At 64.3% G+C, this 19,794-nt stretch carries 19 protein-coding genes; 7 read left to right on the plus strand and 12 right to left on the minus strand.

The window, feature by feature from the left end; translation table 11 throughout:
- Nucleotides 1-35 precede the first annotated feature (35 nt).
- Nucleotides 36-515 carry an MOSC domain-containing protein gene (locus tag EAO80_RS18140; protein WP_122091233.1) on the plus strand — a complete coding sequence of 160 codons (480 nt, stop codon included), beginning with the start codon at nucleotides 36-38 and terminating at the stop codon, nucleotides 513-515.
- Here the strand turns inward: EAO80_RS18140 and EAO80_RS18145 are convergent, their stop codons facing one another.
- The 7 genes from EAO80_RS18145 to katG form a co-directional block, all read right to left on the minus strand.
- A complete protein-coding gene (locus EAO80_RS18145) occupies nucleotides 516-2,354 on the minus strand; it encodes an ABC transporter permease (RefSeq protein ID WP_122091234.1) in 1,839 nt (612 codons plus the stop codon).
- A gap of 31 nt (nucleotides 2,355-2,385) precedes the next feature.
- Entirely contained in the window at nucleotides 2,386-3,459 is a 1,074-nt protein-coding gene (locus EAO80_RS18150; RefSeq protein WP_122091235.1) for a thiamine ABC transporter substrate-binding protein, read from the minus strand.
- Between the two features lie 124 nt (nucleotides 3,460-3,583).
- The gene (gene gfo6, locus EAO80_RS18155) at nucleotides 3,584-4,663 is read right to left on the minus strand and encodes a D-xylose 1-dehydrogenase Gfo6 (RefSeq protein ID WP_122091236.1); all 1,080 of its coding nucleotides are present in this window, start codon (nucleotides 4,661-4,663) and stop codon (nucleotides 3,584-3,586) included.
- A 353-nt stretch (nucleotides 4,664-5,016) separates the two neighbouring features.
- Entirely contained in the window at nucleotides 5,017-5,331 is a 315-nt protein-coding gene (locus EAO80_RS18160; RefSeq protein WP_122091237.1) for an AzlD family protein, read from the minus strand.
- The gene (locus EAO80_RS18165; RefSeq protein ID WP_122091238.1) at nucleotides 5,324-6,046 is read right to left on the minus strand and encodes an AzlC family ABC transporter permease; all 723 of its coding nucleotides are present in this window, start codon (nucleotides 6,044-6,046) and stop codon (nucleotides 5,324-5,326) included. Before EAO80_RS18165 ends, EAO80_RS18160 begins: the two co-directional genes overlap by 8 nt.
- Nucleotides 6,047-6,127: 81 nt before the next feature.
- Nucleotides 6,128-6,907 (minus strand): MBL fold metallo-hydrolase, encoded by a 780-nt coding sequence (locus tag EAO80_RS18170; protein WP_122091239.1) that lies wholly within the window; start codon nucleotides 6,905-6,907, stop codon nucleotides 6,128-6,130.
- Between the two features lie 292 nt (nucleotides 6,908-7,199).
- Entirely contained in the window at nucleotides 7,200-9,344 is a 2,145-nt protein-coding gene (katG, locus tag EAO80_RS18175) for a catalase/peroxidase HPI (RefSeq protein ID WP_122091240.1), read from the minus strand.
- Nucleotides 9,345-9,826: 482 nt separating this feature from the next.
- Between katG and EAO80_RS18180 the strand changes: the two genes are divergently transcribed.
- Nucleotides 9,827-10,081, plus strand: a complete 255-nt coding sequence (locus EAO80_RS18180; RefSeq protein WP_122091241.1) for a hypothetical protein — start codon at nucleotides 9,827-9,829, stop codon at nucleotides 10,079-10,081.
- A gap of 428 nt (nucleotides 10,082-10,509) precedes the next feature.
- A complete protein-coding gene (locus EAO80_RS18185) occupies nucleotides 10,510-11,742 on the plus strand; it encodes a digeranylgeranylglycerophospholipid reductase (RefSeq protein WP_122091242.1) in 1,233 nt (410 codons plus the stop codon).
- A 99-nt stretch (nucleotides 11,743-11,841) separates the two neighbouring features.
- Here the strand turns inward: EAO80_RS18185 and EAO80_RS18190 are convergent, their stop codons facing one another.
- The 3 genes from EAO80_RS18190 to EAO80_RS18200 form a co-directional block, all read right to left on the minus strand.
- A complete protein-coding gene (locus EAO80_RS18190; RefSeq protein ID WP_122091243.1) occupies nucleotides 11,842-12,087 on the minus strand; it encodes a hypothetical protein in 246 nt (81 codons plus the stop codon).
- Between the two features lie 390 nt (nucleotides 12,088-12,477).
- Nucleotides 12,478-13,266, minus strand: coding sequence for a hypothetical protein (locus EAO80_RS18195; protein WP_122091244.1), 789 nt, complete (start codon nucleotides 13,264-13,266; stop codon nucleotides 12,478-12,480).
- 161 nt (nucleotides 13,267-13,427) lie between these two features.
- Nucleotides 13,428-13,829 (minus strand): DoxX family membrane protein, encoded by a 402-nt coding sequence (locus EAO80_RS18200; RefSeq protein ID WP_122091245.1) that lies wholly within the window; start codon nucleotides 13,827-13,829, stop codon nucleotides 13,428-13,430.
- A 59-nt stretch (nucleotides 13,830-13,888) separates the two neighbouring features.
- Between EAO80_RS18200 and EAO80_RS18205 the strand changes: the two genes are divergently transcribed.
- Complete coding sequence (locus EAO80_RS18205) at nucleotides 13,889-14,836, plus strand: VOC family protein (RefSeq protein ID WP_122091246.1); 948 nt, start codon at nucleotides 13,889-13,891, stop codon at nucleotides 14,834-14,836.
- On the opposite strand, the gene EAO80_RS18210 is transcribed toward EAO80_RS18205, so the two are convergent.
- Nucleotides 14,813-15,472 (minus strand): TetR/AcrR family transcriptional regulator, encoded by a 660-nt coding sequence (locus tag EAO80_RS18210; RefSeq protein ID WP_122091247.1) that lies wholly within the window; start codon nucleotides 15,470-15,472, stop codon nucleotides 14,813-14,815. The genes EAO80_RS18205 and EAO80_RS18210 overlap by 24 nt on opposite strands.
- 123 nt (nucleotides 15,473-15,595) lie before the next feature.
- Here EAO80_RS18210 and EAO80_RS18215 point away from each other — a divergent pair, with 123 nt between their 5' ends.
- Both EAO80_RS18215 and EAO80_RS18220 read left to right on the plus strand, forming a co-directional pair.
- Complete coding sequence (locus EAO80_RS18215) at nucleotides 15,596-16,480, plus strand: fumarylacetoacetate hydrolase family protein (RefSeq protein ID WP_122091248.1); 885 nt, start codon at nucleotides 15,596-15,598, stop codon at nucleotides 16,478-16,480.
- A gap of 4 nt (nucleotides 16,481-16,484) precedes the next feature.
- The gene (locus EAO80_RS18220; protein WP_122091249.1) at nucleotides 16,485-17,492 is read left to right on the plus strand and encodes a TatD family hydrolase; all 1,008 of its coding nucleotides are present in this window, start codon (nucleotides 16,485-16,487) and stop codon (nucleotides 17,490-17,492) included.
- A gap of 46 nt (nucleotides 17,493-17,538) precedes the next feature.
- Here the strand turns inward: EAO80_RS18220 and EAO80_RS18225 are convergent, their stop codons facing one another.
- Nucleotides 17,539-17,895: a hypothetical protein gene (locus tag EAO80_RS18225; RefSeq protein ID WP_122091250.1), complete on the minus strand. Its 357-nt coding sequence runs from the start codon at nucleotides 17,893-17,895 to the stop codon at nucleotides 17,539-17,541.
- 159 nt (nucleotides 17,896-18,054) lie between these two features.
- Between EAO80_RS18225 and EAO80_RS18230 the strand changes: the two genes are divergently transcribed.
- Nucleotides 18,055-19,113, plus strand: coding sequence for an isocitrate/isopropylmalate dehydrogenase family protein (locus EAO80_RS18230; protein WP_122091251.1), 1,059 nt, complete (start codon nucleotides 18,055-18,057; stop codon nucleotides 19,111-19,113).
- Nucleotides 19,114-19,794 lie beyond the last annotated feature (681 nt).

Raw genomic sequence — 19,794 nt, forward strand, 5'->3', positions numbered from 1 at the left:
GCAACGATTGATGGTCGAGAGCCCGTAGAGGTACCATGAGTACACCAGCCTCCGGAACGGTTTCCACGATCCACATCGCGCCCGAAGCCAGCGCCACGACCGAGTCCCACGAGACGGTCGAGGCCGTTGCCGGACGCGGGCTGCGCGGGGATCGCTACTTCGCCGAGCAGGGGACCTACTCCCGATCCGCCCGCGGGACCTCACGGGAGATCACGCTCATCGAAGCGGAGACGCTCGCCGCGCTCGAACGCGACTTCTCGATCGAGATTCCTCCTGGGGCCCACCGGCGGAACGTCACCACACGGGGAGTCGCGCTCAACCACCTCGTCGACGAGCGCTTTTCGGTCGGAGAGGTCGTCTGCGAGGGCGTCGAACTCTGCGAGCCGTGTTCGTATCTCGAAGGACTGCTCGATATCGACGGGCTGCACGACGCGCTCGTCCACCGCGGCGGGCTGCGCGCGCGGATCGTCGACTCCGGTCGGATCGCGGTCGGCGACGGCGTCACACCTCGGTGATCAGAGGCCGGTGTTCTCGCCGCCGAGCCGGTCGATGATCACGAAGCTGATCGTCGTCACAACCAGGAGAACGACGCCCATCGCGGTCGCCGGTCCGAGGCGGCGACCGATGAATCGCTCGATCGCCACCGGCATCGTGTACTGGGCGGTGCCGGTCGCGAGGATCACCGTCGAGGAGAACTCACCGATCGAGACGGCGACGGCGAAGGCCGCCCCGGCGATTACCCCCGGCCAGACGAGCGGTAGTTCGATATCGATCAGCGCGCGCATCCGGGAGGCGCCGAGCGCGCGCGCCGAATCGACGAGTCGCCCGTCGATCGATTCGAGCCCCGGCGCAACGGTCCGGACGACGAAGGGGTAACAGGAGACGGCGTGGGCGGCGACGATGGCGAGGGCACCGCCGACGGAGAGACGCCAGCCGGCGACCTCGATCCCGAAGACCGGTCCGCGGAGCAGCCCGATCCCGACGATGATTCCCGAAACCGCGAGCGGCGCCATCGAGACCGTATCGACCAGCTTCCGGCCCCGGTACCGCCGGGTCGTCAGCACCGAGACCACCACTCCCATCGGCAGGGCAAGCGACAGCGCACCGACGGCGTACAGAAGCGAGTTGCGGATCGCCGGCCACGGCCGAACCTGATAGGCCGCCCCGGTCGCCTGCCGATCCACCAGGAACCGGTAGTGGTCGAGAGTGAGCCCGCTCGGGCCGGTAACGCTCGTATACACCATGCTCACGATCGGCGAGACGAACACGAACAGCGTAACGAGGGCGTAGATCCCGAGCCCGAGACGGGGAAGCAGCTCGCGAACCGAGAACTCGCTGGGGACGAGCGACCGGCGGGAAAGCGGGCGGATCCCGCGCGAGCGGACGGTGTGTTCGGCCTCGTAGCGTAGGTAACCGTAGAGAACGCCCAATGAGACGGCCAGTTCGACGATCGCGAGGGCGGCCGCCTCGGTGTAGTTCAGTTCGCGCACGAGCTGGTAGACGAACACCTCAATGGTCGCGAGTTCGAACCCGCCGAGTGCGAGGACGATGGGAAAACTCCCGAACGTGAAGACGAACACCAACGCCGAGCCCATCAACACCGCCGGGTAGAGCTGCGGGGCGATCACGTCCACGAACGCGCGAAACGGGCTCGCCCCGAGGCTCCGGGCGGTCTCGACCGCGCTCGCGTCGACCGACTCCCAGGCGGCGGTCGTGACCCGCGCGATCAGCGGTGCGTTGTAGAAGGCGTGGGCGATCAGAACTCCCTCGAGGGTAAAGAGGAGCTCGACCGGTCCGAGTCCGACGAGCCCGAGCGCGCCGTTGAGGGTTCCGTTTCGCCCGAAGGTGGCGACGAAGCCGATCGCGACCATGATCGAGGGGAGCACGAACGGCAGGATCGTCAGCGAGCGAAGCGTCCGGCGACCCCGGAACTCGAAGCGTGCGAGCAGGTACGCCGCGGGAAGTCCGAGCGCGAGACTCAGCAGCGTCGAGAGGACCGCCTGATAGGCGGTGAACCCGACGACCCCGAGGCGGATCTCCCCCGAGAGGACGTCTCGGGCGACCGAGAGGGGCGATTCGCCGGCGAACACGCGCACGAGGCCGCCGAAGTAGAACGGATCGCGAAGCAACTCGGTGAACACTCCCAGTGTCGGGCGTCCCGCGACGACGAGCGCCTCGACCAGCACCGTCGCGACCGGGTAGTAAAACAGCAACAGCAGAACGAGGGTGGTTCCGACCGCGAGCAGGGCGAGCGCCCGGCGTTCGAGCGAATCGCGTACCCGACGGACACCTTGCCGTCCGGTCTCGGACCCCGCGACCCCGTCGGAACGGGGGACGGGCGAATCGTCACTCATCGTCCCCCAAGTCCCGTCGCCACGCGGGCGCTCACTGGCCGCCGGCGATCGCTCGCCCCCAGTCGTCGACCCAGGTCGAGAGGTTCTCCGAGAGCACGTCGTAGCCGAAGAGCACGGGCTCGTCGGGGTCCTTGGCGTACTCCCGGTAGATCTCGGGCAACTCGGTTTCCACGTTGACCGGACTGGTGACGTTTCGCTCGGCGATCACCGCTTGGACCTCCGGCGAGAGGACGAAATCGACGAACGTGGTGGCCAACTCGTAGTTCGTGCCCTCGGCGAAGCGGGCGATCCCGGCGACGTCCGCGTACCCCTCGTCGTGCAGCAGCGAGACCCGATGTTTCTCCATGTCGTTACCGGAGCGCTCGGCGTAGATCCGGTCGTTCGAGTACGACACGATCACTGGCACCTCCTCCTCCTCGAACTGCGTGTAGACGTCCTCCCACGAGTCGAGGATCCGAATGTCGTTGTTCCGCAGCTCCTCCCAGTACTCGAGATAGCCGTCCTCGCCGAAGTGATCGATCGTCCAGAGCAAAAACAGGAGTCCCGTGGTCCCCTGTTGGGGGTTCGCCAGCGCGACCCGTCCCTCGTATTCGGGCGAGAGGAGGTCCTCGAACGTCTCCGGCTTTTCGACGGTTCGTCCATCGTAGACGATCGCACAGTAACTACTGTAGATCGGAATCGCCCGGTCGTTCGGGTCGAAGTAGTACTGTTCATCGATGTCCTCGGCGTGTTCGAGTTCGCTCCCGTCGAGTTCGGCGAACAGCTCGTTTTCGGTGTTTTCATCGATCCGCACGAGGTCGTGAGGACCGAGGCCGAGATAGAGCCCGGGTTCGATCCCGGCGTCCTCGTTGTGGCGCTCGATGTAGTGGTTGATCTCCTGATCGGGCGTATGCCACTCGAGTTCGACGTCGTGGCGCGCTTCGAACTCCTCTTTGATCCATTGTCCCGGACTGTCGCTGGGCGCGTCGACGAACGACCCGTAGGTCGCGACCGGCAGCGTATCGTCGTCAGTTCCTTCGTTGCCGCTGTCGACCGGGTTCGCGGAACAGCCGGCCAAGCCGGTCGTTATCGCAGCCCCCGACGCGAGAAACGCTCGTCGTCTCATTACCCGGTGTAATCACCGAGTGATGTATAGTCCTCTCGCTTTCAGTTCGCTGGTCCGCGTGGTGGTCTTCGGCGGGGATCCGATATCGCTAGCGGTGCTTCGCCAACGCCACGCGAGTAGCTCCTCAGAGTTCGACGCGCTCGCCGCGCTCGGCGCTCTCGTAGACGGCCGCGAGCGTCCGCATGTCGACCAGTCCGTGTTCGGGCGTTCCCTCGGGGTCGCGTCCCGAGAGCAGGCAGTCCGCGAAGTAGTCGAACTCCTCTTCCATCTGGTCGACCCCTGGCGTGTCGAGGACGGCCGACGTCTCTCCTTTCACCAGTTCGAGGTTGCTCTCACCGTGGAACGCGGGCTCGATCAGGATCGTTCCCTCGGTCCCGACGATCCGCAGGTGGCTGCCCTGCTGAGCGTTCTGGCTCGCGGTGCAGGTCGCGTAGACGTCGCCTTCGAGGGCGACGGTAAATGCCGCGACCTCGTCGGGGACCTCGGAGAAGTACTCGTGGTCGCTGTGCATCATCGCCTGTGCGGCGACCGGGTCGCGATCCAGGACGAACCGCGTCGTGTTGATCGAGTAGATGCCCAGGTCCGTCACGCTCGCCCCGTCGCCCGCGAGTTCGGGATCGAGACGCCACTGATCGGCTCCCCAGCCGACGATTCCCTGGGACATGTCACCGTGGACGTGGACCGGCTTGCCGATCGCACCGGCCCGCACCAGTTCGCGGGCCCGCCTGATGGTCGGCTCGGTGTGCATCCGGTAGGCGATCATTGCCGTCGCGTCCGCCTCGCTGTAAGCCTCGACGATCGCCTCGCTCCGCTCGACGGATGCCTCCATGGGCTTCTCACAGAGGATCGCCTTTCCCTGATCGGCGGCCGTCTCGACGTGTTCGAGGTGTGTGGCGTTCGGGGTGCAGACGTAGACCGCGTCGTAGGCGTCGCTTGCCTCGCCGTTCTGGAACTGGTCGTAGGTGAGCCCGGCTTCGATGGTTTCGTGTTCGTTCGCCACTTTCTCTGCCTTCTCGGCCGAGCCGCTGACGACGACGGTCGTCTCACAGAACGTCGAGTTCTCGACGGCGGGCATCGCCTCGTCCTGGGTCCACCAGCCGAGTCCGACCATCGCGAACCGGATCGGGCCCGCACCGTCGTCTGCTTCCTGCCAGTCGCGGTGCGAGAACGAGTCGAGATACGAGCCGATATCGTTCGGTTCCATATGCCCGGTTTCGTGAACGAGCTACTAAATCACGGCGATGGAACTCGCGCTGCTTTGCGAACCCGCCGGTTTTCGGGGACCGGTGGTCCGCTCTCTTTAGCCCGTGCGGGGCGGCCGGGGATCAACGCCATCGCAGCGAGTCGTCCCGTTCACCGGAGCGGTCGCTTCCTCGTCGTGATTCGCTCCCGCAACTACCGGCTCTCTGCTGGTCTCACTCAACCATTCTTCCATATCATGTAGCGAATGAATATAGTCAAGATATATAGCCATATGGTATAGCTATAGGCTATAGTTCAATGGGTGGCCAGGGTAACCCATTCGATCCGGTCGATCCGGCACAGAGAGAGTAGCGCTCAGACGAGTGCCCTGAACAGGACGACGGCACCGACGCCCGCACACAGTGCCAGCAGGATGCTTCCGGTGCGCCACATCATCAGGACGACGACGCCGGCCGCCGCCCACTCGGCGGGACCGCCGCCGGCGAGTTCGGGGCCTAACAGCGCGATCACGATCGCACCGGGGAGCACGGAGAGTCCGGCTTCGAGCCGGTCGCTCACCTCGATTCGACTCAGGAGCCACAGGCCCCCGAACTTCGTCACCACGGTGACCAACGCCATGGCGAGGACGACGCCGACGACGGCCGGATCGAGCGAGATCGCCTCAGTCATCGTGGCGGATCACCTCGACGACGGCGGCGGCACCACCGCCGATCAGGACGTACCACTGACCGGGCAACAGCGCCGAGCCGGCGAGGGCAGTACAGAGCGCGACCCCCCAGGGAACGACCGTCGAGGGCCCCTCCCAGAGTTCGACCGCCAGCGCGACGAACACCGCCGCGAGGATGAAGTCGATCCCGTAGCTCGCCGGATCTCCGATCACGCCGCCCGCGACGACGCCGAGCGCGGTCGACCCGACCCAGAACGACCAGACCGCGAGCCCGCTGCCGACGAGGAACGCGCCCCGACCGCTCCCCGATTTGAGCTCGCGCATCGTCAGCGCCCAGTTCTCATCGGCCATCAGGAACAGGCTTCCATAGGCTTGCTTCGGGGAGAGTCGCCGGAACCACGGCTCCAGGGCCGCCCCCATCAGTGAGTATCGGAGGTTGATCGCGAACGTCGCGAGGAGGATCGTCACGGCCGGGATCGGGTTCGCCCAGAGCTCGACCGCGACGATCTGCGAGGCACCGGCGACGACGGTCGCGCTCATCAGCGTCGCCTCCGCGACGCTCAGACCGGCCTGATCGGCGAGGACGCCGAAGGCGATCCCGTATCCGCCGACGCCGACCGCGACCGGGAGCGTGGTCAGAAAGCCGTGTCGGACCCCCTCGCGGGTGAACGAGACGCGTCCCTCCGCGTTCGCCGTTCTTTCTCCGTTCGGGTCCATCGTTACCGGTCGGTTTTGATGTCACACGCGAATATACGTCCCCCGAAACGCCCGCGGTCGTCCTCCTCGGCCGATCCAATCTCAGACGACGATCCGCTTGCCGTCCTCCGCGTACTCCTCGTCGATCTCCGGGAGTCGCGAGAGCATATCGGCGCTCATGTGTGTGAGCACGAGCCGTTCACAGTCGAATGCCCCGCGGTGGGCCGAGAGCGTCCGGTAGCTGAGGTGGTTCGGGATCTCCTTCCCGTAGAAGTACGACTCGCAGACGAACAGCTCAGCACCGCGAGCGACCTCGATAAGGGCGTTGGTCCACTCCGTATCGCCCGAGTATGCGATGGTCTTCCCATCGATGTCGAGCCGAAGCGCGTACGGCGGAGCACCGCAGGCGTGGACGACCTCGATGGGCGTCACCTCGGCGGGGCCGACGGCGACTCGTCGGTCCGCCTCTAGCTCGACGATCCGGAGATCGAAGCGCTGTTCGACGTCCGAAAGGCCCGGAAACATGACGTCCATCGCCCCGCGGAGCCTGTCTTCCAATCCCGGTGGGCCGGCGATCACCAGTGGCTCCGTTCGTTTCGCGACGAGCTGTGCATCGAGCACGAAGTAGGGTAGACCACCGATGTGATCTCCATGGAGATGCGTGATGTAGATCGCCTCGATCGCGTTGCGGTCGATCCCCTCACGCTTTAGACCCGCCATGGTGGTCGCTCCACAATCGATGAGAAACCTTCCGGACGGTGCCTCGACGTGAAAGCAGGTCTGGAGGCGCCCGCCGCTTCCCAGCGGATCGCCCGTTCCGACGAACGTGACCGTTATCTCATCCGTCCCGTCCGCCTCGCGTCTCTCGCCGGATCCCGTCATCACTACCTGTTACACCCCGTTAAGAGATAGCAATACCTATTTCGGCGTCGGGTCTGACGACGGGATCGCCTCTGGTCTTCGAGAGCGCGAAGTACTGTCCAACGTAGTAACGGAAAAATCGACCCGCGACCCGTGCCGGTCGATCGGTTTCAATGGCTTCTCGCTCACGTTCGCATCCGATAGGCGTCCAGTCTCGACCGCGATTTCGAGGCCGACGTGCCAGCCGTCGGTTCTGTTCGCCTACTTCGCCCGCGAAGGCGCGCTTCGAAGCCGTCCGTACTGCCGAGTCAGTTCACTCCAGGTCGAAGCGGTCGAGGTGCATCACTTTGCCCCAGGCGTCCACGAAGTCCTCGACAAACTTCTCCTCGCCGTCGTCGGCCCCGTAGACCTCCGCGATGGCGCGGAGCCGGGCATTCGACCCGAAGACGAGGTCGACGCGGGTCCCCTCCCGGACAAGCTCGCCGGTGTCGCGGTCGTACGCCTCGAAGCGGTACTCGTCCTCATCGGCAGCCTCCCACTCGGCGTCCATGCCGAGCAGGGTGTCGAAGAAGTCGTTAGTCAGCGTCCCCGGCTGGTCGGTGAAGATACCGAGGTCGGAGCCGTCGTAGTTCGCGTCCAGCGCGCGCATCCCGCCGACCAGCACTGTCATCTCGGGCGCGGTCAGATCGAGGAGTTCGGACCTGTCGACCAGCATCGCCTCGGCGGGCTGGTCGGCCTCGTTCGAGCGGTAGTTCCGGAAGCCGTCGGCCTTCGGCTTGAGCGCCTCGAAGGATTCGACGTCGGTCTGTTCCTGTGAGGCGTCCGTTCGACCCGGCTCGAACGGAACGTCCACGTCGTGACCGGCTGCCGCCGCCGCCTCCTCGATGGCGACGTTGCCGCCGAGGACGATGAGATCGGCGAGCGAGACCTTCGTTCCATCGTCCTGCGACTCGTTGAACTCCTCGCGGATCTCGTCGAGGGTGTCGAGCACGGTCGACAGCTCTTCGGGGTTGTTCACTTCCCAGTCGCGCTGCGGCCGGAGACGGATCCGGCCCCCGTTCGCGCCGCCGCGCTTGTCGCTGTCGCGGTAGGTCGACGCCGCCGCCCACGCGGTTCTGACGAGCTGCGGGACCGAGAGGTCGGAATCGCGGACCGCCGCCGCGAGCGTCTCGACTTCCTCGCTCCCGATGATCTCGTAGTCGGCGTCGGGGATCGGGTCCTGCCAGAGCATCTCCTCGTCGGGGACCTCCTCGCCGACCATCCGGGTCGGCGGACCCATGTCGCGGTGGATCAGCTTGTACCACGCCTTCGCGAACGACTCCTGGAACAGCTCGGGGTCCTCCTGGAACCGTTCGAGGACCTCCCGGTAGTCGTCGTCGTGTTTCAGCGCCACGTCTGTCGTGAGCATCATGGGATCGACCATCTCCGACTGGTCGTGGGCGTCCGGGACGGAGCCGTGAAGATCCTCGTCGACGGGCCGCCACTGCCACGCACCGCCGGGACCCGTGTTGGCCTCCCACTCGGAGTCGAGCAGGTTGTCGATGTAACCCATGTCCCATCTGGTCGGAGCGCTGTTCCACGGGCCCTCGATGCCGCCGGTGATCGTGTCCTGCCCGCGTCCGGACTCGAAATCGCTCGTCCAGCCGAGACCCTGTTCTTCGAGGCTGGCGGCCTCGGGTTCGGGACCGAGATGCTCGGGGTCGTCCGCACCGTGGACCTTCCCGAACGTGTGGCCGCCGGCGATGAGCGCGACGGTCTCCTCGTCGGTCATCGCCATCTTACTGAACGTCTGGCGGATGTTGTGCGCCGAGCCTTCGAGGTCCGGCTCGCCGTGCGGGCCCTCGGGGTTCACGTAGATGAGCCCCATGACGGAGTTGGCGAGCGGATCCACGAGCTCACCCTCCTCGTCGAAGCGGTCGGGATCGGTTACTTCCATCTCGTCTTCGGGCCCCCAGTCGACGGACTCGTCGGGCATGAAGGCGTCCTCACGGCCGCCGCCGAAGCCGTAGGTCTCGAAGCCCATCGATTCGAGCGCGACGTTCCCGGTGAGGACGATCAGGTCAGCCCACGAGAGGCTCTTGCCGTACTTCTGTTTGACCGGCCAGAGTAGCCGGCGAGCCTTATCGAGATTCGCGTTGTCGGGCCAGCTATTCAGGGGTGCGAAGCGCTGTCCGGCACGGTTCGCGCCGCCGCGACCGTCGGTCGAGCGGTACGTGCCGGCGCTGTGCCACGCCATCCGGATCATCAGCGGGCCGTAGTGGCCGTAGTCGGCCGGCCACCAGTCCTGGGACGTGGTCAGCGTGTCCTCGATGTCTGCCTTCACCTCGTCGAGGTCGAGCTCCGCGAACGCCTCGGCGTAGTCGAAGTCCTCGTCCATCGGGTCTCCGGGCCGAGTGTTGTTATCGAGAACATCCAGCCGTAGCCGATCCGGCCACCAGTCTTGGTTGGGCTTTGTCATCACTCGATACTTGTCTCTTTGGCATATCAATGTTATCAAATCTGGCAAGCGATCTTCGGTACAGACGAAGAAATTTATCTACTTCGTGAATTCTATTCGCTTCACTCCCTTCGACGGACCGCGACCAACACCGCCATTCCGAGGCGAACGAGGGTCTTGTCGTGGTGCCGAGAACACTGTCTCGAAGGCGATCCGGGTGTAGGGTTCGCCAGCCGACGTGGCCCCCACTCGGCTCCCGGGCGCTTCGCCCACAACGCGGTGAAGGCCATTTCGGGACGTATCCCGACGACGAAATCACGGCCCGACTGCCCCCATTCGAATGACCGGCCGGACGGAAGCCGGATCGGAGCACTAGGAGAGCCGATACCGAATCGACCGTTCCCGATCACTTTCGATAGCTACCTGATCAATCATCCGTTTCCTTTCCCGTCCCTTCTGATGTGTGACGAAAAAATTATTAGTATGTGTGATAATAACACATTATGGCTTCTTACGCCGATCTCGTCATGCTGGCCATTCCGGTGGGGTTCATCGGCATCACTGTCTCGTTCGTCCTGCTCGGTGCAAGCACCGTCGTGGCCGTTCCGGCCGGTTCGATGACTGTCATCGCGATCATGGTTCACGCACTGTTCGTGAACCCGCCCCGATCCGCACCGGCGACTCCGGCCCGCACGCCCGAACCGGAGGCCGACGCCCGATCCGAGGCGCACGAACGGACCCGACCGGAACTCGCGTAGGCCGTCCCCGAATCACCTCGCGATCGAACCGGGAGACCGTCTATCGAACCCGGTCCAATTGACCGATACTTTCATTACAATTCATAGTGTGTGTTATCATGGATCAGCACATACGTGATCGTACTAGGCGGGCTGGTCCGGGTCACGCGCGACTGGGCATCGGTTTCCCCCATACGGGGGTTGCGTGGCCCGTCGTGGTGGTTTTCCTCGGTCGAACAGTGCTCGGACGCTACTTCTCGGCCAGTGGTTCGCATCGTACCTCGACGACGGTCCGCTCGGGGAGTTCGTCGGTCGGTTCTCCGATGCCCCACACGCGCAAAACGATGGTTCGTTCCGACCGGGCCGGAATCCGCCCCACACGTTCTGACCTGTCTCGTCCGTCGGAACCAAGTGCCAATCTTCATAACTGGCTGTCGTATTGGTCGATTATGGACGATTCAGTCGACGTACTTATCGCCGGTGCTGGTCCCGCCGGCGCACAGTGTGCACGCGACCTCGCTGCGCGGGATTACGACGTCACGGTCCTCGAAACCGAGCCGGAAGAGGGGTTTCCGCGCCAGAGCAACAAGTCCACCGGCGGGACGTTCCCGTCGATGCTCACGGCGTTCGGGATCCCCGACGACGTCGTGATGAACTTCACCGACAACATCGTCATCGAATCGCCGAACGAACACTTCACGCAGGAACAGCCCGGTGGCGTGCTTGATTTCGGTGCGTTCAAGCGCTGGCTCGTCGAGGACGGCCGCGAGAAGGGTGCGCAGTTCCGATTCGATGCGCGCGTTTCGAACCCGATCACCGAGGGCGGCGAGGTCATTGGGGTGCAGTACGACGGTTCACGGGAGGCCTACGCCGACGTCGTGATCGACGCGACTGGACCGTCCGCCCCGCTGGCACGGGCACTCGGCGTCAGCGAGCTCAAACGAGGGAAACAAGCCATCGGGATCGAGTACGAGTTCGAAGGGGTCGACCTCGACGCACCGGGTTACGCCGACCTGACCGACGCGATGATGCTGCGACTCGATCACTCCTACGCGCCCGGCGGCTACGCGTGGATCTTCCACACCGGCGCGGACACAGCAAAGGTCGGGCTCTGTTACATCCAAAACGAGAGCTATCGCCGGTACGTCGACACGGACCGGACCGTCGACGGCTACCTCCAACACTGGCTCGACACCGACCCGCGCTTTGCCAACGCCGAGCAAATTGCCGGCCGCAACCACCGAGGCTCGGCCCATATTCAGCCGCCCGGATCGCTGTGTACGGATGGGTTCATGGCGATCGGCGACGCCGTCCCGTCGATCGATCCGCTCTGGGGAGAGGGGATCCACAAGGGAATGCGCTCGGCGCGGGCCGCCGCCATCACCGCAGACAGAGCCCTCACTCCCGACGACCGTGACACCTCCGCGGAGAGCCTCTCGCTGTACGAGCAGTTCTGGCACGAGTACGTCGCGCCGCGACAGAACGCCCGTCTCATGATGACCGAACTGCTGTATCTCGCGCCAAACGAGCGTTACGACGACCTGCTTCGCGACCTCAACCGTCTCGACTGGGAGACGCTGAGCAAAGCCAACGAAGGTAACAAGCTGGCGATGCTGCGCCTCCTCCAGCGTGAGGACCTGCCGTTGCTCGCCCGCTACGTCAAACACCGCCTCGCTGACTAAGCCCCCTGAGGCATCTCCGGCCGGAGACGACGAGTCGCTCGTGACTCACCACGTAACGAGGGAATTGTCCAGCCGGTTCGGCCCTTGCATCGAGGTGGGTCACTCGGCTTCGGTCAGCAGTTCGGCGATGTCGCGACAGATCACGGATGCCCGGACACTGCTCTCGGAGGGCGAGTCGGACGGCGGTGCGACCAGCGTCCCGCTCGTCGTCTCGGCGAACACCAGGTCGTGTTCGGCCCGGAGCCGCTTGGAGAGCGCCTGTAACTCCCGTTGATCCATCGCCAATAGGATCTCCTGAATCGACTCGGGTGCGGTCAGATCGGGCGATGAGGTGTCTCCGGCCATCGAGGTAGTCGTTCTTCATAGACGGACGGTTATAAACCGATCCCAAGCGCGATGAAAGTGAAACGGTCGTAACACTGTGACAGGGTGCGGGGATTGCAAGCCATACCATGAAGTTCGACGACCGGTAACCACCCGCTCGGGTTAGTGAAACATGGACTACCGATGTACCGAGTGTCGTTGGTCGACCGACGATAGCTCGACGGATGACCCGGGTGCCACGGCGATTCGACACTACGTCGAAACCGGGCACTCGGTCGAACAGTACTCGACGACTGTGGCGCCGACGGACGCCCACAAGCGACTCGAAACGCCTTCGGACTGATCGACTGCCCACGTTTCACTTCCCGAACCCACTCATGCTCCTGTGGACCGTCGAATCCGCGACGGGAACTATTTCCATGATCCTCGACCCGCCCGTTGGAACCGTCGTCCGTAGATCCGCGGCGGATTGCTCGTTCGGGAGTGACGGACCCGGGCGGGAACGCTCGAATACCGGGTCGAGGCGGAATCCGCGAGCGGCCCCCGGGAAAGCGTTGCACCCCTCGCTGGCCGGGAGGCGGACCGACTCGTCCCGCCGACTGAGTCGCGATTGTGCTCGTAGAACGCCCGGAGCGTTTCGTGGGCTTCGAACAGTGCCGTCCGGAACGCCTCGGTCGCGTTCCCGATCGATCGTAGTAGCGCCTCGCGTCGGGCGCCGACGCCGACCCGGCTCTCCGCGCCGCCCGTTCCGGTGGCTGTTTCGGTCTCCTCGTCCCCGAAATCGGCGTCCGTGTCGATGACGTCCGCGAGTTCGATGTCGAGATCGCGCTTGGCGTCGCGAAGCGCCGGGAGGTCGACCGCCTCCCAGAGCTCCCGGAGTTCGATCGCCTCGTTCAGTTCCCTGAGATCGATCGCCTCGCCCGCGTCGCCCGCGGCGATCGCGTCGGGAACGGTTTCGACGTCGACGACGTCGGGCAACGCTTCGGGCGCGATCGCATCGGGAAGCTCCTCGAAATCGATCGTCGTGAGAAGGGCCTCGACCGCGGCGACGATGTCCCACAGCTCCCCCGCGATCTCGATGAGACGCGTGTCGTCCGTCTCGTCAACGATCGCCGCCTTGAACCGTTCGAGGTGTTCCGCGACGGCGGTAAACGGAGTCTCTACCCGATCCGGTCGGCTGGACGTTTCGGTGCGACTCATCGCATTCCCTACGCCGCGCGACGAAATCAACCTTTCTCGTAGCCATCTACTGTGCTCCAGCCGTCGGTTCGGCTCTGCGTGCCTGTACGTGATCTTTTAGCGTCGGGGGGTATTGGCGCCGAAAAGAGATTCCTCGGAGAGCGGACCGCGCCCGCTCGCCGTTACTTGAACGCCCGGTGGAAGAAGGCGAGTGCCGCTCCCAGCATCGCACCGTTCTTGATGAAGTGGTTCAGTTCGTTCTGTTTCTGCTCGTCGGGCGCGTTCCAGAAGTCGTGCATCGTCGGAGTCACGCCCGCGAGGAACGTGACGACGGCGCCCGTCGCCAGTTTCGGGAACCGCCAGAGTGCGATCCCAACGCTCCCGAGTGCGAGCATCCCGCTCGTGGCAGGAACGAGGAGGTCGGCGTGTTTGATCTCCTTCGATTCGGCATAGGCGATCTGGCCCTCCATTCCCCGGAAGCTGTTGATCGCCGCCGCGAGCAACATTCCGCCGAACAGCAGTCGTCCGAGCAGTGCGGGTGGATCGTGCTTTGCCGCCGGTTTCGAGCCGCGTCTGTCGCTCATATCACCCTCTATGGCCGGTAGGTATTTATAGATTTACCACTTGGTAAGACCGTAGCAATATGGGACAGATCAACGGTTTACATCACGTAACGGCGTTCGCAAGCGACGCACAGGCAAACCTCGATTTCTTCCGTAAGGTGCTAGGGATGCGGTTCGTCAAACGAACCGTCCGGTTCGACATCCCCGAGGAGATCTATCATTTCTACTACGGTGACGAGGTCGGAACCGCCGGTTCGATCGTGACGTTCTTCCCGATTCAGGACATGCCGGAGGGAAGCCTCGGGAAGGGACAGCTCAGTGCCGCCGGGCTGGTGATCCCCGAGGGATCGGTCGAGTACTGGACCGATCGGTTCGAGGAACACGACGTCGAGTATACCGTCGAGGAACGTTTCGACGAGACGGCCATCGGCTTTTCGGACCCCGACGGAACGCCGTTTGAACTCGTTACCGGCGAGTCCGACATCGAAGCGTGGGGCGACGGACCGGTTCCCGCCGAACACGGCATTGAGGGGCTTCACAGCGTGACGGTCCACTCGAACGACCCCACCGGAAGCTTCAGAGCGCTCGACACCATGGACTGGGATCGGGTCGGCCGGCACGACGAACCACAGGCCGGCGACCGCGTTCGGTTCCAGGCTCCGGGCGACACGACGGGCGCGGAGTTCGTCGACGTGTTGATCCGCCCGAACGCTCCACAGGGCGTGATGGGCACCGGAACCTTCCTCCACGTCGCCTTCGACGCGGGCGAGATGTGGGAACAAAAGGAGTGGAGCGAGCGCTTTCGCGACGCCGACCTGATCACGACCTCCCGAAAGGATCGGGACTACTTCTGGTCGATGTACTTCACCGAGCCCGGCGGCTCGATCTTCGAGTTCGCGACCACCGGCCCTGGGGTCACCCTCGATGAGGACGTCTCGGAGCTCGGCGAGAAGCTCCGGGTACCCGACTGGCTCGACGTCGACGTCGAGTACATCGACGAACAGCTACCGGACATCACCGTCGACTGAGGCCCGATCGTTAGGAATATCGACGCTGACGTTCGGGACGAGACGCGGGAGGACGAACCGGTCGATCGCCGCACGCGCCCGCTCAGGGGCCTCTTTTTGTCCCAGTGAGATCCGGCGTGCCCGCGCCGAGTGGATGACGTCGGTCAGCAGCTGTGAGAACTCCATCGCGTCGACCTCGGTAAAGGTCCCGTCGTCGATCCCCGCCTGGATCACGTCGGCGAGCCCGACGACCATCCCCTCGTAGTGCTCGTTGAATAACTCCCTATGGGTCTCGTTGTGCTGGGCCTGTGAGAACAGCTCGTGATAGACTTTCATGCGTTCCCAGTGGTCGAACCCGTCGATGTCGGGCCCGAACATACACTGGTCGATCCGGATCCGGAGGTGGTCCCAGTGGCCCTCGGCGTCGACGATGTCGTCGTCCTTGTACTGGGCGATGACGTACTCCAGAAACGACGAGATCAGCTCGTGTTTGCTGTTGTAGTGGTAGTGGATCACGGGACGGGTCATCTCGAATTCCTCGCCGATGTCGCGCATCCGGAGATCGGCGTAGCCGTGCTTGCTGAGCGCGCGGAAGGTCGCCTCCATGATGGCCTTCCGGGTTTCCTCCGAGGAGGCACGCCCGTCGGGACTGCTCATACGGACGAATCGCGGTTCGAGCGTTTATACTCACCGCGCCGAAGCCTACCAGATGGTAAGAGGTATGTGGCTGTGCGTCACAGGAATGTGTATGCGAACCAGCGACGAACACGGGGAGAAGCGATGAGGCTCGGACAGTTCACCGCCGAGAGCGGCGACGATCCGTGGGCAGGCATTGAGAACGAGGACGGCGTCGTCCGGCTCGGAGAGGCGGCCGAAGCCGCCGGTGTCTCGTTTCCAGTGGAGCTTCGGGAAATCCTTGGCGAGTGGCGCTGGCGCGAGAAGGCGGATCTCGTGCTCGAGTACGCCCTCGAGACCGGGACGGGCCTCTACGACCGGGACGGCCTCACCCAGTGCGAGCCGATTACCGACCCCCAGAAGGTGGTCTGCGTCGGGTTGAACTACGCCGACCACGCGGACGAGGGCGGGTTCGACGCGCCCGACGAGCCCGTGCTGTTCTCGAAGTTCCCCCAGTCGATCGTCGGTCCCGACGAGCCCGTCGAGTGGGACCCCGAGCTCACCGAAGCAGTCGATTACGAGGCCGAACTCGTGGCCGTGATCGGTGAACAGGCACGAAACGTCTCGGAGGAAGAGGCTCTCGACTACGTCGCGGGTTACACGGTCGGTAACGACGTCTCGGCACGCGACCTTCAGATGGCCGACGAGCAGTGGGTGCGAGGAAAGAGCCTCGATACGTTCGCGCCCCTCGGTCCGGACCTCGTGACGCCCGAGGAGATCGACGACATCGGCGACCTCGATATCTGGGCCGAGGTGGACGGCGAGCGCCTGCAGGACGCGAACACGCAGTATCTCATCTTCGATATCGCCGAACTCGTTTCCTTCTGTAGCCGGGCGTTCACCCTCAAACCGGGCGACCTGATCTATACGGGGACGCCCGACGGCGTCGGCTACTTCCGTGAGCCACAGGTGCTCCTCGACGACGGTGACACCGTCACGGTCGGCGTCGAGGGGATCGGTGAGCTGACCAACACCTGCCGGCACACCTGAGTCGATGCCCCACGAGTATCCCACCCGTCGGCCGACCGACCGCGATCACCGCACCGAGGGAGCGGCCGCCGACCTCCCGTCAGAACTGACGACCATCCCGTGGATCGACGTCCACAACCACGCGCACACGCTCTCGTGGAACGACCGTGAGAAGTTCGCCCTGAGTGGCTGTCATGCGATGGTGATGATGGCCGCCGCTTACTACTGGACGCCCTACAAACCCGTCGCGCCCGAGGACGTGCGCTCCCTCTGGGACGACGCGCTCGCCCGGCTCGGGCCGATCCGCGACGCCCACCCCTTCGACGCTTCGCTCGGGATCGGCATCCACACCGGCGCGCGCGTCGAGGACTACGACGAGCTTCTCGATACCATGCCCGAGTACTGCGCGCTCGACGAGGTGAGTGCCGTCGGCGAGATCGGGATCACCGAATCACAGCACGTCGCCGGGTGGGATCTCGAGGGACAGAAGGACGTGACCCGCCGGCAACTCGAAATCGCCGCCGACCACGACCTGCCGGCGATCCTGCACACGCCGGCGGATCTCAGGGACGTCGAGTTCCCCGACCGGGTCCACGGGTCGATTCCCGGCTACGAGGTCGACGCCTCGCTCGGACAGGAACCGGTCCTCACCGGCGAGAACCCGAAACGTGAGGCCATCGAGATCGACGTCGACCTCGCCGCCGAGGCGGGACTGCCCGAAGAGCGAGTGGTGCTCTCGCACGCCGACAAGACGGTCGCGCCGTACGTGCTCGAGAACACCGATTGCTATCTCAGTTTCACCGTCAGCTATCCCTGGTTGCTGGGCGTCGAGCCCCACCACGTCGCCGAGGTCGTCGCCGAGTACGGTCCCGAGCGGGTGCTGGTCGAGACGGACAGTGCGGGCATCCTCCGTAGCGACGTCTTCGCGTACAAGCGGACGATCTTCGAACTCTACCGGATGGGCCTGGACGTCGAGACGATCCGGCAGGTCGTCTACGAGAACCCGCGAGAGCTACTGGGCCGAAGGGAGTAGAGTCACCTGTCCACGAGAAGCACTTCAAAGGGACCCGATGCCGGAGCTACTGGAGCCAGCCGCGCGTACGGAGGTAGTTCGCCCCCCAGTCGAAAAAGGCGGCCAGCCGGCCGGTGTTGTCGGTCCACTCGCGACGACAGTTCTGACACCGGTGGCGAATCCACACCTCGTCCTCGGGGGTCCACGATGTGATCGCGTCGTTCTCACAGTACGGACACCGATCCGGGACGTTGATGTGGTCGGTCCTGCTGTCCCGGGTGGCAAACTGCACGAGCGATTCGGTCCTGTCGGTTTGTTTCAGGAGGATCCGACACTGCGGACAGCGCCACTCGATAGGTGACTCCGAGTCGACCGGGTGGTGTTCACCGCATGAGGGACACTTGAGGCGGGTTCTCTCGGACATGATTGGACATCGCTGCGACCGCGACAGCGGGGCTCTCGATTCCTACGAGCCTCGCGCTCGTAACCTTGTTGGCCCGCGTCCCGGATCCCCGCCGGGGATACGCCCGCGATTGCGGCCGGGATCGGAAGGGATTTGCATTACCGCGGTAGCCGATACCTAATGACGCACGATATCGCAGTGATTCCGGGTGACGGGATCGGCACCGAGGTCGTCGAACACTCGATCCCGGCCGTCGAGGAGGCCGTCACCGCCGCCGGCGTCGACGTCGGGTTCACCCACTATGACTGGGGCAGCGATCGCTATCTCGCGGAGGGAGCGATGATACCCGCGGACGGGCTCGATCGACTTCAGGAGCACGACGCCATCTTTCTAGGCGCCGTGGGCCACCCGGACGTCCCCGATCACGTCACTCTACACGGCTTGCGACTGGAGATCACGAAGGGGTTCAAACAGCACGTCTGTAAGCGCCCCACGTACCTGTACGAGGGGATCACCGGCCCGCTGCGTGGGTACTCCGGCGGCGACATCGACTTCGTCGTCTACCGGCAGAACACGGAGGGCGAGTACGCCCACATCGGCGGCCGGGAGTACCGGGGTCACGACAACGAGGTCGCGTTTCAGGGGGCGATGTTCACCCGCGAGGGAACCGAGACCATCGTTCGAGCGGCGTTCGAGGCCGCAACCGAGCGTGAAGGGGCGCTAACGAACGTCACGAAGTCCAACGCCCAGGCCCACGGAATGGTCTTCTGGGACGACGTCGTCGAGGAGGTCGGTGCGGAGTACCCCGACGTCGAGGTGGAACGATTGCTCGTGGACGCGGCCAGCATGGACTTCGTCAGGCGCCCCGAGGAGTTCGACGTGATCGTCGCCTCGAACCTCTTCGGGGACATCCTCACCGACCTCGGGGCCGGTATCTCGGGGAGCATGGGACTCGCTCCGTCCTCGAACATCGACCCGACGCGCACCTATCCTTCGATGTTCGAGCCCGTCCACGGCAGCGCCTTCGACATCACCGGCGAAGGGATCGCCAACCCCATTGCCACTGTCCTCTCGTGGGGACTGCTCTGGGACCACCTCGGCGAAGAAGCGGTCGCGCGGGAACTCCGGGCGGCGGTCGCAGATCAGCTCGCGGATAGCGACGCCCCGCGCACCCCCGATATCGGCGGCGAGTCGGGAACCGAGGCGGTCGCAGGCGACCTCCGGACCCGAATCGAGTGAACGGCCTTCTTCGGTGGGGATGGTAATCGACCGATTCAACCCCACCGGTCGTCCGTACCCTCGTGAAATCCAAAAAACACTGCATAAGCAACCAACGATACGATACCACGAATCGAAGTCGTCTCCGACAGTCAGCAGCCGTCACGCGGCCGATCGAAACCGGGTTCCTCGATCCGGTCATGACGTTCTACAACGAAACAACCCACCCGGCGGTGTATCCACCGGTTCACTGGACGGCGTCGACCTGCCTTTTCGGCGTTTCGGTAACGAGCAAGCGGGCGCGTTCCATGTCTCGAGCAGGCACGGAACGCTTGCGTTCGACCCGATCAGGGGTTGCTCTCATCCGTCCCCCACCGGCCGTGAGCGTCCGGCGCCCACTCGGTCGGGACCGTCCGATCCGGGTTTTCGGGGCACATCGACCGATGTCCGTTCAGCGCTCGTTTCGTCAGAAATCCCTTCTCGCAGCGGGGACACTCTACTACCATCGTTCGACGGCTAGTCCACTTCTCCCTATGTCAATTTTTTGATTGGCACTCCGTCGGACTTGCGTGACCACGGGGAACGCGGGACGGCGGCGATATGCTCTCGCAATTGCCCTTTCAATAATATAATTTAATCTAGATATAGTTTAACGAATGTAGCTATCGGTGATATCGGGAAATGAGATATGAGGGATACCAG

It is taken from the genome of Halalkalicoccus subterraneus (assembly GCF_003697815.1).
GTDB classification, from domain to species: Archaea; Halobacteriota; Halobacteria; order Halobacteriales; family Halalkalicoccaceae; genus Halalkalicoccus; species Halalkalicoccus subterraneus.